The sequence below is a fragment of the Rhodopirellula islandica genome (assembly GCF_001027925.1).
Classification (GTDB): Bacteria; Planctomycetota; Planctomycetia; order Pirellulales; family Pirellulaceae; genus Rhodopirellula; species Rhodopirellula islandica.
Genome location: NZ_LECT01000017.1, coordinates 407139 through 420963, shown reverse-complemented (window position 1 = coordinate 420963; position 13825 = coordinate 407139). Strand labels below are relative to the sequence as shown.

General features: G+C 57.5%; 10 protein-coding genes. 7 read left to right on the top strand and 3 right to left on the bottom strand.

Annotated elements, in window-relative coordinates; translation table 11 throughout:
• Window positions 1-109 precede the first annotated feature (109 nt).
• A complete protein-coding gene (locus tag RISK_RS10050; RefSeq protein ID WP_047814099.1) occupies window positions 110-1954 on the bottom strand; it encodes a tetratricopeptide repeat protein in 1845 nt (614 codons plus the stop codon).
• Between the two features lie 330 nt (window positions 1955-2284).
• Here RISK_RS10050 and RISK_RS10045 point away from each other — a divergent pair, with 330 nt between their 5' ends.
• The 7 genes from RISK_RS10045 to RISK_RS10015 all read left to right on the top strand — a co-directional run bounded on the left by RISK_RS10045 (window position 2285) and on the right by RISK_RS10015 (window position 10223).
• Complete coding sequence (locus tag RISK_RS10045; protein ID WP_047814098.1) at window positions 2285-3271, top strand: 2-hydroxyacid dehydrogenase; 987 nt, start codon at window positions 2285-2287, stop codon at window positions 3269-3271.
• Between the two features lie 119 nt (window positions 3272-3390).
• On the top strand, window positions 3391-5097 hold the full coding sequence (locus tag RISK_RS10040; protein ID WP_236696191.1) for a YihY/virulence factor BrkB family protein: 1707 nt from the start codon (window positions 3391-3393) through the stop codon (window positions 5095-5097).
• A gap of 189 nt (window positions 5098-5286) precedes the next feature.
• Entirely contained in the window at window positions 5287-6363 is a 1077-nt protein-coding gene (gene floA, locus RISK_RS10035; RefSeq protein ID WP_047814097.1) for a flotillin-like protein FloA, read from the top strand.
• A 1-nt stretch (window position 6364) separates the two neighbouring features.
• Window positions 6365-6805: a hypothetical protein gene (locus RISK_RS10030; protein WP_047814096.1), complete on the top strand. Its 441-nt coding sequence runs from the start codon at window positions 6365-6367 to the stop codon at window positions 6803-6805.
• Window positions 6806-6839: 34 nt separating this feature from the next.
• On the top strand, window positions 6840-7745 hold the full coding sequence (locus RISK_RS10025; protein ID WP_047814095.1) for a rhomboid family intramembrane serine protease: 906 nt from the start codon (window positions 6840-6842) through the stop codon (window positions 7743-7745).
• Window positions 7746-7843: 98 nt separating this feature from the next.
• The gene (locus RISK_RS10020) at window positions 7844-8845 is read left to right on the top strand and encodes a sugar phosphate isomerase/epimerase family protein (protein WP_047814094.1); all 1002 of its coding nucleotides are present in this window, start codon (window positions 7844-7846) and stop codon (window positions 8843-8845) included.
• Between the two features lie 106 nt (window positions 8846-8951).
• Window positions 8952-10223: a redoxin domain-containing protein gene (locus RISK_RS10015; RefSeq protein ID WP_236696184.1), complete on the top strand. Its 1272-nt coding sequence runs from the start codon at window positions 8952-8954 to the stop codon at window positions 10221-10223.
• 42 nt (window positions 10224-10265) lie between these two features.
• Here RISK_RS10015 and RISK_RS10010 read toward each other — a convergent pair whose 3' ends face one another.
• Together RISK_RS10010 and RISK_RS10005 are read right to left on the bottom strand one after the other, a co-directional pair.
• Window positions 10266-12017 carry a glucan biosynthesis protein gene (locus RISK_RS10010; RefSeq protein ID WP_047814092.1) on the bottom strand — a complete coding sequence of 584 codons (1752 nt, stop codon included), beginning with the start codon at window positions 12015-12017 and terminating at the stop codon, window positions 10266-10268.
• A 137-nt stretch (window positions 12018-12154) separates the two neighbouring features.
• Window positions 12155-13507: a glucoamylase family protein gene (locus RISK_RS10005; RefSeq protein WP_047814091.1), complete on the bottom strand. Its 1353-nt coding sequence runs from the start codon at window positions 13505-13507 to the stop codon at window positions 12155-12157.
• Between the last annotated feature and the right edge of the window lie 318 nt (window positions 13508-13825).

Here is a 13825-nt window from a genome sequence, read left to right as displayed (position 1 = left end):
GGAAGGGAAGCGGGACGAATCCCGCTCAGAAGTGAGCGAAGTTGACTTGGCTCATCCTACCGCACTTCCGAGAGTGCGGTTGTCGGCGACCGGCTCCGAGGACCTGCTCTCAGGTGTCAATCAAGTCATCAGGGGACAGCAATGGGATCTCATTTTCTTCGGTGTCCTGTTTCTCACGCCAGGGTTCGTTGGCGCGATAGGATTCCAGCTCTTCTTGAAGTTGTTCAAGTTGAACTGATTCTTCATCGGCGCCGTCTGCGATTTCTTTCTTGGCAGCTTCCACCGCCTTTTCGCTCCATTTGATCGCGTTTTCGAAGTCACCCGCTTCGGCGTATCCCGCTGCCAACGTGCTGAGGATGTGCCCTTCGGCTTCCTCCGTCATTTCGACGGCTCGCAGTCCAAGTTCGAGTGAACGCGCACCGTTTCGAACTTCATCTTTCGGCGAAGTCGCAAGCACCCAAGCCAGGTTGTTGAGAACACTGGGCAGAATGATCGAGTCGGCTTCTTTCTCGGCATCGAGGTTGGTCAGCGCTTTTTCGTAGTCCGCGATGGCTTCGGCATGATCGCCAACCGCCAAGTAGGCGTCGCCACGAGAACGCAGGACCGAAGCGTTTTTCGGATCGCGATCGAGCACACCGCTGAGCATCTCGATGGCTTGCCGAGGCCGGTCGTCTTGCAAGTACAAGGTCGCCAATTGCAATTGGCGATAAACATCGTCTGGGCTGCGGTCAATCAAGATTTTCATGTCGTTGATCGCGTCCGCCATGCGACCCTCTTCCACCGCGATGAAGCAACGAACCACGATCGCTTGATCAAGTTGTTCGACTTGCGGTGCCAGGTCGATGGCGGCGTCCAGGTCACGTTTGGCGTCCTTCACATCGTTGCGTCGCAGAGAAATCTCAGCTCGTTGCAGCAGGGCGATTGGGTCCTTGGGCTGCATCGCGAGGGCCTTGTTCAAATCGGCCAATGCATCGCCTTCACGATCCATGTTGGTGTACAGCAACGCCCGCAGACGATACAGCCCTTCGCTGGGGCGAGCCTGAATGGTCTTGCTCAGCAGTTCCAACGCGTCGTCGGTTCGATCGAGTTCGACCAGTTGCTGAACCGTGGCAGCGGCGATTTGTTCGTTGGTGGGGTCGAGTTCCAGCACCTTTTGCAAATCTTCGACGGCTTCGTTGATCTTGCCCGCTTGCATTCGCAGACCAGCCCGCTGACGAACGGCATCCGCGTTGGAGGGGTCCAGTTCAATGGCTTTGGAAAGGTCGGCCAGTTGATCCTCGGTTTTGTCTTGGGTCATCGCACGGAGCAAGTAAGCCGTGCTGAGTTCCTTGGGATCGTCTTGGAGCAATTCGATGGCGGCGGAGGTGGCTTTGGCGATCCGTTCTTCGTCCCCGTCGGGAAGCAAGTTCAAACGCGCGATCAGCATGTGGGCTTCGGCCAATTCCGGATCGTTTTCGATCGCTTGGTCGAGAACCCGCAGGGCTTCGTCACGCATTTGCAACGCGCGGCGACCTCTCATGCGAGTCATTGCGCCGGCCATGCCTTGGCCTCGCTGAAGTTGGATGCTGCCGAGCATCTTTTTCGCAAAGGACTGATTTTCGTCATCGAGGCCTTTGGCCAAGGCTGATTCGATCAACGAGGCGACCGCTTCCAGGTCTTCATTGGATTCGGCATCAATGCGTTTCAGCACCGCTTCGTCCAAATCCGCTTGGCCGGGATCCGTCGACTGCTTCATTTGCGAGGGCAGCAACGGGGGGGCGCCGGGGGGCACGGGCGTGACCGGAGGCGCCGGAGCCTGTTCGGTGACGGATTCTTGGCCCTGGACCGAGTCAACGGGCAACGCAGAGAAACAAAGGACCGCGACGCCCGCCAAGACGCGAGGGTGGCCGAGTGTGTCGGCGAAGGGACGGTAGAGGTTCATGAGTGAACGCTGGCCGCTGCGTCGATGATTCATCCAGAAGTCTCGTCGAAGGGGAAAGGGTCAAATTGGAAGGGTGGGGTCAGGGTCCGTCTTCGGAACCGGACTTGCTGGGGCTGTTCGGCTTGCAAATCTGTTCGCATCGCAAGGCACGCGGGTTCAGGAAAGGATCACTGTTTCCATTCGCTGATCCGGTACCCAATTGATCTGGAACCCAGATGCCATTTTGAATCCAGACGCGATTTTGAACCCCGTGTCTCGCAGGCGGACTCCATCGTATCATTTTTAGGTCACGAGAAGCCCTGGTCGCGGGACTAGGATCCATTATGCCGGTTTCGAAGAAAGCCGCGAAGGGGAATTGAGAAGATGGAGAGCCACGAAGCAGTCAAACGGCCCCGTGTTTTGGTCACGCGGCAGACCCCTGGTGAGTCTTTGCAGCGTTTGCGGGAGGTTTGTGAGGTCGAGGTTTGGCCGGAAACGATGCCGCCCAGTCGCGAGGAACTGTGCCGGTTGGTGAAAGGCCGCCACGGATTGCTGACGATGCTCAGCGACCGGATCGACGGGGAGATGATGGAGATCGCCGGGGACCAGTTGGCGGTGATCAGCAACTACGCCGTCGGATTCAATAACATTGACGTCGATGCGGCCAAGACGCGAGGCATTGCGGTCGGGAACACGCCAGACGTGTTGACCGATGCCACCGCTGATTTGGCCGTCGCGTTGTTGTTTGCCGCTTCACGGCACGTCCTGCCGGCGGGCAATCAAGTTCGTGAGGGCGAGTGGAAAACCTGGGAGCCAACGGGCTGGCTGGGTGTCGAACCGGCCGGCAAAACGCTGGGGATCGTCGGCATGGGACGCATTGGTCGGGCAACCGCACGGCGATTGGTCGGCGGATGGGGCATGAACCTGCTGTACACCTCACGCAGTGACCAAGCCGAGGTGGAAAAAGAATTGGGTGGCCGCCGCGTCGAACTCGACACTTTGTTGGCCGAAAGCGACTTCGTTTCGGTGCACGTCGCTCTGACCGACGAGACTCGCAACCTGATCGACGCGGAGGCGATTTCGAAAATGAAGTCCACCTCGGTGTTGGTGAACACGGCACGCGGTGAGATTGTGGATCAAGACGCGCTGGTCGAGGCTTTGGAAAACCGGTCGATTTTCGGGGCGGGATTGGATGTCACGACGCCTGAGCCTCTGTCGGCCGAGCACCCGTTGGTGAAGTCCGCTCATTGTGTGATTTTGCCGCACATCGGCAGCGCGACTCACACCAGTCGAAATGCGATGGCTGAGATTGCGGTCGACAACTTGATCGCGGGCTTGTCCGGTCGACCGCTTCGATGCTCGGTGACGTGATGCATTGGTGAGTGCCTGCCAAACCGATTGGATCGCAGCGTGCCAACTCACAACGCTTTCCCATTGAGACCCTCGTTTCGATTTCTCCTCCCACCGACCACCCTTCCAAGGAAAACACCGTGCGTCACTGGTGGAACTATCTCGTCGAAACGATTGAGCGACCCAGGGATGAGCTGTCCCGACGCCAGCATCAACTGCGCACCGCCTGGGACCTTGTCATTCACTGTGGCGAACAATTGCACCGCCATCGAGCCGAAGGAATGGCGGCGGAGTTGACCTATCGAACGATCTTCTCGTTGATCCCCGTCGTGGTGTTGGGGCTGGTGATGTTTCGCGTCTTCGGTGGGCTCGACGACGTGCAACTGCGAGTGGAGAACCAGTTGTATTCGTTCTTTGGCGTGCCGCAGATTCCCGCCGAATACATCCCGGTTCCAGAACCGGATCCGGGGGCGTTGCCGATCGAGCTCGCGGTGGATGCGTCGGAAGTGAACACGCCGGACTTCGGTGATCCGGACGACGCCGTGATTGAAACCGTCGTGGAGGCTGAACGGGAAGACCCAGACAAGTTGGCAGATGCTGCGATGGAAGCCGGAGGACTGGGGGGCGGATCGGATGGCCAGTTGCAAGGCAACGTGACAGTCCCAGCGATCGACGGTTATCCACCCACGGCGGAAGACGCGGCCGGGGAAGTTGTCGATGCAGAAGAACTGGTGGGAAAAGCGGAGGCCGACGATCAGGCACGCGAAATCATTCGCCAGACGTTGCATGGTGCGACGTCCAAGATTGCTTCGCTGGATTTTGCTTCGATTGGAGTTTTTGGATTGCTGCTGTTCATCTACGCGGCCGTTGCGTTGGCGGATGCGACGGAATATCTGTTCAATCGAATCTTCGACGCACCGACGCAGCGTCCGATTCATTTGCGAGTGGCGGTTCACTGGTCGATCATCACGCTGGGCAGCGGGCTGCTTGCACTCAGTCTTTACATGTCAGCGCAGGTCATCGATTGGTTTGGGGATTTGGGAGCAGGGTCGGGGCCGGTTTGGATTTTGCAGCATGCGTTGTCGCTGCTGGCCGCTTGGGTGTTGTTGTTCCTGTTGTACGCGTTGATGCCCAACACCCATGTTTCCGTGCGCGCCGCTGTGATGGGATCGGCGGTGAGTGCGGTGCTGTGGGAATTCGCCAAGTACGGTTTTCAAATCTACGTGACCACGGCGGTGCCTTACTTGGAACTGTACGGGTCGATCGGTGTGATCCCGTTGTTCCTGCTCTGGATCTATTTGACTTGGTTGATCGTGTTGTTCGGTTTGATTCTGACTTACACCCTGCAAACCGTCCGTGGCAAAGAGTTCCGCCGACGCAGCGAACAACAAGAGGATCTGCCGGCGGGCGATCCGGACTGGATGCTGCCGATCATGACGGAAGTTGCCATCGCTTTTGCCGGCGGAGAGGCGGTGGGGCGTCAGGAATTGTCTGATCGCTTGGGGCTTTCCAGTCGAGTGGTGCACGAGATGGAAACGCGACTCATTGAAGGCAACTTTCTGCGGCGTGTTGTGACGGGGCCGGGGCAGGAGAATCAGCTCACACTCGCTCGCCCCGCCAAGACGATTCTGTTGGCCGAAGTGATGCGACTGGCTCATCGGTTCCGCCCGGCGAGCAACCACCCGGCTTGGAAGACTTTGGCGGAGCTGAAGGAAGCCGAGTGTGTGGCCGCGGGAACGCGTTCGCTGGCGGAGTGGATGGGCGGGGATCCACCAGCCTCAGCGGGCGATCCTTCCGCCGTCCCGGTTGTTTCCGAGGCCGGCGAGAATGGCAACGTGTCTGGCTGAGTGAAGTTGCCTGAACGGAGGTTGTGGCGGGGTCGCTGCGCTTGACACTGGATGACGGGGCCAGGACGATGAGAGCGGCCTTCGAAAGCCTTTCCGAAGGAAAAATCGCCTTCCTCGCATCCTTTCAGGGCCTCTTCCGATCTGGCAGCTTCGCCTGGATTGAAATGTGCCGCCCTCTTGAGACGCCCCATGATCGCATCGTTGTTGCTGGACACCCTGCCGTTGGCTCAGATGCCCAAGGTCACCTCTGCACTGTTGATTGGTGCACTGGTGATTTTCGCCGGGATTGTTGTGGTTCTGTTTATCTTCACCAGCTATTTCGGGTTGTGGATTCAGTCGGTGTTGACGGGATCCAAGATCTCGTTTGGCAATCTGATTGGAATGACATTCCGAAAGGTCAACACCCGGGCGATCGTGCGCAGCAAGATCATGGCCACGCAGGCCGGGCTGGATGACCCCGAGTTGACGGTGGGGGCACTCGAGGCGCATTACTTGGCAGGGGGCAATGTCCAGCAAGTCATTCGGGCATTGATTGCCGCGAAAAAGGCCAAGACGATTTCGCTGACCTTCCGGGAAGCGACCGCGATCGATTTGGCGGGGCGGGATGTGTTGGAGTCGGTGCAAACCAGCGTCTATCCCAAGGTCATCGATTGTCCCCCGCGGGGTTCCGCGAAGCCGTCACTGGATGCGGTCGCGAAAGATGGGATTCAGTTGAAGGTTCGAGCGCGTGTGACCGTGCGTGCCAACTTGCAACAGTTGATTGGTGGTGCGACTGAGGAAACCATCATCGCTCGTGTCGGCGAAGGCATTGTCAGTGCGATTGGTTCGGCAGTCAGCCACAAAGCGGTGCTCGAAAATCCGGATGTGATCAGCAAAGCCGTGTTGGTGAAGAAGTTGGATTCCCAAACCGCGTTTGAGATCGTTTCGATTGATATCGCTGACATCGATGTGGGCGCCAACATTGGTGCTCGGTTGCAAGCCGATCAAGCGGAAGCCGACACCGCCGTCGCTCGTGCCAACGCGGAGGGCAAGCGTGCCGCAGCGGTTGCGGAAGAACAGGAGATGCAGGCGATGATCGCCAAGAGCCAGGCGGAAGTGGTGGAAGCTCAATCCGATGTGCCACGCGCAATGGCGGAAGCTTTCCGCAACGGGAAACTGTTGGTGATGGATTACTACCGCTTGCAGAACGTGAATGCGGACACCGATATGCGGCGTGCCTTGGCCGGGCATTCGCAAGAATCCGACAGGCCCGAAGAGAACCACTGACATGCCTCGCGAAGAAAACCCGAGTGAGCTCGAGACATTCCTGCGGAAGTCGGCTGAGATTCGTCAACGCAACGCGATTGAATTCCGTGCGTTGCAAGAGGAACAACGGCAGCAACGCAGCGGTTCTCGTCCTCGACAATATTCAGACCGCAATCGCGAACGAGTGACTCGGCAACTCGCCGAAGCAATCGATGCCTCGTTGACGGATGACCACGATGACGAGGACATTGTGATCGGTGAGGTGGTCGAGGATCGCCCGTCGCACAATGCGAAGCTTTCTGATGATGGACGATCGAGCGAAAGTGAGTCAGGTTCCTTTGACTCCATTCCACGAGGCCGGATGTTGATGCCGGCTGAAAAGTTTCGACGATTGCTGTCTCGACCTGATGGGGCTCAACAAGCGTTTTTGATGAGCGAAATTCTTAAACGCCGCGAAATATAGCGATGCAAGTTTTAGTGATGGGTGAATTGCCGGCATGGGGCTGAACGACCGCGACTACAGTCGCTCGGAACGAACACCGTGGGATCGAATTGAAAATCCCATCTCGATGATCAAAATCTTGATCGGAATCAACGTCGCGATTTTCGTGATGGATTGGATTTCGAAGGGGCAACTCAGCGATTGGTTCGGGGTCAGCGGTCAAACGTTGACACAGCCATGGTTGTGGTTCCGTGCATTGACCTACGGTTTTTTGCACAACACCAATGATATCCTGCACCTGGTCTTCAACATGTTCTTGCTGTTTGTCTTCGGGCGACCGGTGGAGCAACGGTTGGGGGGGCATGAATTCCTGCGGTTCTATCTGATCTCGCTGGTTTTCGGCGGCATTGTCGCGATGCTTTTCCCGTGGGTGATGTCGCTCGCTTCCACAGGCCAGATCGACCCAGGTTTTCTAGTCGGGAACACCATCGGAGCCAGTGGTGCGGTCGTGGCTGTGATGATTTTGTTTGCCTGCTACTTCCCTCATCAGGAAGTGCTGTTCATGTTCGTTTTCCCCATGAAGGCCTGGGTTTTGGCCAGTTTGTTGGTGGTGGGCGACTTGGCATCGGCATTGGGGATCTTTGGCGGGGCGAGTTCCACCGCCTTTGAAGTTCACCTGGCGGGGGCGGTGTTTGGGTTCATGTACGCCCAATTGAGGTGGTCGTTTGAGTGGCTGGATTTCTCTCGATTTGCTGAGATTCCAAACCAAATGCGGCAGAAATCGCGTCGAGCCAAACTGAAATTGCATGATCCCGACAAAAAAATCCGCGCCGAAGCAGAGGAAGCGGACCGAATTCTGGCTAAAATCCATGACTCGGGGGAATCCAGCCTGACTTCCTCGGAACGAAAAACCCTGGAGCGATACAGCCGGCGTCAGCGACAGAAACGCGACCTGGACTGATCGTTCCAAGTGGACTGGCAATTCGTGGGGACGCCTGCCTCTGGTTGAGTCGCCCGTCAGTTTCGCATCCACCTTGGCACCTCTCCACTTCGGTCCCAATGAAGACTCCATTGATTCATCGCCGCACAGCACTGCAAATGACCGCCACGTCCGCGTTGGCGGCTTGGTTGGCTCAACCTTTGAACTTGTTAGCCCAAGAGGCGGACAAAGCAGCCGACCAAGGTGGGACGCCTTTGCCATACATGGACCGCATTGGGTTGCAGCTGTACACACTTCGCCACGAGATGAAGGCTGATCCAGAAGGCACACTGAAAGCGGTCGCCGAAGCCGGCTATCGGCAAGTCGAGTTGCTGAATATTGACGAAGAGGCCGTTCACTTGGCGGCCATCGCTCGTGACAACGGGTTGATCGTCCACAGTGCTTTCATGGATTTCAACGTCATCGCGGAACCGCAAAAAGAGGGCGTCGGTTCCGTCGAGCAAACCTTGGAATTGGCGGAACGAATTGGGCTGCGACATGTCGTGTTCGGCTACATCGCAAAACATCAACGCGACACGGCGGACAAGTGCCGCGCGATTGCGGATCGAGCCAACAAGGCGGCTGATCAGACTCGCAACGCTGGGATGCGGATGTGTTACCACAACCACTCCTTTGAATTCGCCACGTTCAACAACCCGGAAGCGGCGAACGCGGACAACAATTCGAATGAAAGCGGCGACGCGAAAAATGCGGACAAGCTGACCGCGTTTGACATCTTCGTCGAGCGTTTTGACCCGCACAAAATGGAGTTCGAATTGGATGTGTTCTGGGCCAAAATTGGCGGCCGAGATCCCATTGAAATGATGCGTCGTTTGGCGGGGAGGATCAGTCAGGTGCACCTGAAGGATCTGAAGAAGGACACGCCAGTGATCACCGACGAGGGACAGGTTCCCAACGACGCCTTCCAAGAACTCGGCAACGGCATCATCGACATTCCCGCGGTGATGAATTTGGCTCGCGAAATTGGTGTGGATCAATGCCATGTCGAGCAAGATCAGTCACCCGCACCATTGGATAGCGTTCGAGAAAGCGTCGCGTTTCTCAAGAGCTTCCCCGCCTGATCGGCATCCTGCCCCACTCTTGTCTTGCTTCTTTTGTTGATTGGCTGCTGTTGTGAACTGTGTTGGTTTTAGAAAATGGCTTGCCCAGCCGTTGTTGCTGTTCTGCGTGGCATTCGTCGCAATCCCATCGGTCACTCACTCGCAGGACAAGCCTTCGTTTGAACTCAGCGAAGACGTTCGGGAGGCTTTGACGCCTCTGTTTTCGAGGATCTTGAAAGCGGATGTCTCTCGCGCGACGGTGGACCTGTCGGTGGAAACTGTGATGGGAGGGGAGGTCGTTGAAACGGCGGAGTCGGTCTACGAAATCGCGTCGAAGTACCCCGATCAATACACGATTTATTACAAGTCCGCTGACGATCGAAAACGGTTGTATTCAGATGGTGAAAAAGGCGTGGTGGCGTTGACACCCGAAGCCTTCTTCCGCTTGTCAGAGGTGGCGTCGTCCCAAGAACTCGCGACTCGTTCCGAGCTGAACCTGGGGCCTTACCCCGAGGCGGTCTTGGCCCTGACTTTGGCAGGCGTTGATCCGGCGGTCACATTTCTCGGTGGGATGAAGTCGGTCGAAGTCGCGGGGAAAATGAAGTACCGAGGCAGCATCGACTCCATCCATCTTCGTGGGCAGCAAAAGGATGGCGTCACTTGGGATCTTTGGATCAGTGACGACAGCAAACCGCGGCCGTTGCGTCTGCTCGTTGATCTGACGCCGATGTTGATCGCAACCGGACAAGTTGCGGTGCCTCAAGGGTACGCGTATTCGTTGCGATACGACTTCAAATCTTGGCGGGTGATCGGTGAGGTCGATGAAAAACTCTTCCAATACACTCCGCCGCCGGGGGCCGTGGAGTATGAGTCCCTGGAAGATTTTCAGCAGCAGTCCTCCGAAGAACTTGCCGAGCATCCCCTCCTGGGCGAATCCATTCCCGACTTTGAGTTGACGCTTCTGGATGGTTCCATCATTCGAAAAGACGACCTGAAGGGAAAGGTCTTCGTGCTGGATTTCTGGGCGACTTGGTGCGGTCCTTGCTTGCAAGCGATGCCAGTGCTCGCTGAGACGACCAAGGCATTCGCTGACAAGGGCGTTCAGTTTTATGCCGTGAACGTTGGCGAGAGTTCGGCTTTGGTCAAAGGGTTCGTCAGCGAGCAAGATTGGGATGTGGCGGTCGCCTCGGATCCCAAGGGGGATCTGATTGAATTGTTCTCCGCCAAGTCCATTCCTTTGACGCTTTTGATTGCACCTTCAGGAGTGGTCGAAGCGGTCCACCAAGGTTATCCAGGTGCAGAAGCTTTGAAGCAGCAGTTCACCGATGAACTGGAGGTCTTGGTTCAGGGAGGGCGAATTGCTTCTTCTGTTCCGACGGATGCCAAGCCGGAAAAATAGTCGGCCTTCGTTCGCCTGAGCCAAGTGCTCGCGTTGCGGCGGTTACTCTTGCCGTGTGTAGACCGCGGGATAGACAAACTCAGGTTCTGCTGGTGGCAAGAGATAGCAGAACGTTTCTGAAACCGGATGGTCTTCGCTGACGAGTTTGAGCGTCAACTCGACGGGACGGTCACCAGGGTTGTCATCCGACAAGGTCACGTCGAAGCGTAAGATCCAGTCACCCTCTTCGGTTCGCGTCAATTCTGTCTCGGTGATTTCTCCTGCGATGGAGTTGGACTGGATCGCAGGCGGATGATCAGCGGGCAAGCTTCGAAGGACGGGGCCGGCAAAACGAATCTCCATTTCAATTGGTTGGGAATCGTCTTTGGGGCGTTGGACGGTCAGGTTGGTGGCTCGACCGAGAACGTTGTGTTCGGGCGGATCACCGGCGAAAAAGCGAACTTCGTAGGCGAGTTGAAGTGGTGTCAGGGTTGGTTCCGTGGAAGCACTTGGCTCCACCAAAGCACTGACTGTCGCAGCATCCGCTTCGGCGTCGACGGTTGGTTTCGATGCGTTGAGCGTCTCACCAGTGGCTTGGGAGGCATTCGGTTTTGAATTGGGATCGTGCGTCGGTTCCAACATGGATTCAGGCGGCAACCAGTATGCCGCCAAGTTGTCGATGCCTTCGTGTGCTCCGGGCAGTTCCAGCAATTCAATTCGACCGTCAGGCCACGGGGAGTCGGGTTGGATCCAGACGCTCGGGCGTTTGTCGTAGCGAGCGTTGTGATCGTCGTAGTGATAGAAGGCCCGGTTCCGCTGGATCAATCCAAAGCCGTGAAGCGATTCCACCTCGGTGGAAGTCACCGACGGATAGCTCTGACGTGCAAACGCCCGCCAACGCCATGACTCGGGACCGGTTTGGATCAGCAGCCCATCGCTGTCATGCACCGACGGTCGGCTGTCTTTGGGAGGGCCTTTCAGTCCGTCACCCCACATCCACATGCTGGTCAGGGGAGCCAACGCGATTTTTTGCGGGCGATCGCGGAAGAAGATCTGGGCTTGGACCTTCACTCTTGTGACCTCGTTGCCAGGCAGCAGCCGAAAGCGGTAGGCACCGGTGACACTGGGGCTGTCGAGAAAGGCGAGGATTGAGATTTGGTCTGAATCGGCTGCTGGCATTTGAATCCAGAACGCGCGGAAGTCCGGGAATTCTTCCTCTTGCATCATCGCGATGTTGATCGCCAAACCACGAGTGGAGGCACCGTAGATCGTGTCCCCGCTGCGTCCGCGAAAGTAGCTGGACCCGATGAAGCTCAACATCTCTTGAGCGTCGGGGCGATTGGGGAACGGTCCCACGACTCGGAACCCTGCGTGGCCCGCTGGTGGGATCTCGTCGGCTTGCAACGGCGTTTCATAGAGAAAGTCGTCGGTGTTGAAAGCGATGCGTTGGCTGATGGTATCGCCGGTGGGCGACGGGTTGAGAGTGAACAGTTCGACCACGTCGGTTTGCACAAAACCGCGGTGGAATGTTTCCAACCAAAATGGCAGTCCTTGATCGAACCAAGTGGCTCGTTCAGGACGGTACTTCACCTTGATGTAGTCGTCGTACTGCCAAGAAGCCAAGGGCTCCGGCAGTGGCGGGGGCGGACCGTATTCTTGCTGGGAACGCTCGGCCGCCAATTCGCAGAGCGATTCAAAGTCGCGGACATCGATCAGATCCACCGCCTTGGCGGAGGAAGTGGTGAACGACAGGGCGAGAACACCTGCGAGGCCGGTCAAAGACAAGAGCCTCGCAACACATCGGTCAAAAAACATTCACTTGGTCCCGTTGAATTCACGCAGCAAGGGAAATTTGCACCGCTTGGGCATCACCGAAGCAGTCTAGCCTCCGTGACGCACTCAGCGTGCCCAAGTGAAAAGATGAAGCGTGCGTCTCCGGCTCATAACCCTTCCTAGCCAACCAAGGGACGGAAACCAGCCAGTCGGAAGGCTCGCTGGGAAGCGGGGTGCTGCATGAAGGGGTGCCAGACGCCTTCCTCCAGTAAGTTTGAAGCGGAGAGAAGCGTGATCCCTGTATCAATACCGATCACGTCGGACCCAACCCAACCACGGTGTGGGTTGAACGCGTTGACGAAGCCATATCGCCCGTAGATCGATTCGCCATACGTGTCCTTTTGGTGCCGCAGCGTCCGCATGGTTTGTTCGGGTGCGATCGCCAGACCTCCGCCCGCGGCACTGGGGACCACGGTCCCATCGATCCCGCGATCAGGTTGCGCCTCGCCGTCTTGGTAGGGACCGCCCCAATCGCGGTAACCGCTCGCTGAATCGCTGCTGGTCAGGCCCCACAAGTCTTCGCCGTAGTGACCGAATCGTTTGGGCGACTGATCGGCGAGGGATTGTTGAAACTCGATCTGTGCCAGGTGAGCCAATTGCGAATTCCGCCAGTAGTTACGACCGTCCGGTGAGACGACGCCGCGGAAGTCGAAGAACGCTTGCGGGTATTGGTGCACGAACAAAGGCGGGTAGCTGATGAAGGATTCGCCTTGATGATGCAAAAGAGTGTCTCGTCGCCAAGCCGTCCAGCAACTTGGTGGGATCGCGGAGTGGGGGGCCCCGATCGCGAGCAGAACCAGAATCGTCAATTCGCTGAAGCGGTCCCATTGGTAGGGCAGCCGACCGGTTTCGGGACGCCATCCCATGTGCAGGCACCCGTTGTCGCCAAGCATCCATCGCCAATCGACTCGCTCGTACAACGTGTCGGCCAGTTCGACCAATTCGCGATCCTCAGGGAATACCTGAGAGGCATGCATCGCGCCCGCAATCAGCAGGGCGGTGTCGATCGTGGACGCTTCACAGTCGAGGGCACGTTGGCCGGTGAGACGGTCAATGAAGTGATAGACCAACCCGCGTTCGTGTTCCGCATCGTTGACCAGGAAGGACAGCATTTTGCGAGCACGCGAGGCACCTTCCTCCTGGGTGATCCAGCCGTTGTTGGCTGCCACTCCATGAGCGGCCAAGCCAAATCCGGAGGCAGCCGTGCTGGCGTAAGTGCTGAACGATGTTCCATCGGTGTGACCACGGTCGGCGATCAGTCCGGATTGCGGGTCGGCTGCTTCCTCAAAGTACCGGTAGCATCGCCGGCGCAGGTCGTCCAAGAACGGGGCGGTGACTTCGTCCATCATCGGTTCATCCATTGCCGCGTGAGAATCGGCGGAGACCAACGAGAAGTCTCCATCGCCACGAAGACGATGCGCCGCGAGCAAGGGCGCGGCAGCGAAGGCAGAAAGGAGCAAGCGTCGCTTCATGCTGACGAATCCGTTTGGCGGGGCGGTGGGCGGGCGCGACGGGGAGTGGGTGGGGGAACCACCGCTGCGTGTTGCAGAGGCGGCCCGAGAGCGAAATGGGTTCACCAGCGGGCAGGGGTGAACTTCATTACGGATGGCAGGAGGTCTTTGTTTGTCTCTGAGGGATGTTAGTTTTGCCTTGATGGGATCGCAAGCTCATTGCTCGATTTTCAACCGGTCTCCGCAATGGATGCTCAAATCCGCGTGGATGCCGCCATTGGAAGCTGCCTGCGCTATTTTTTGGCAGCAAATCGGTCAGCTGGTCCAATTCTGAGCTCG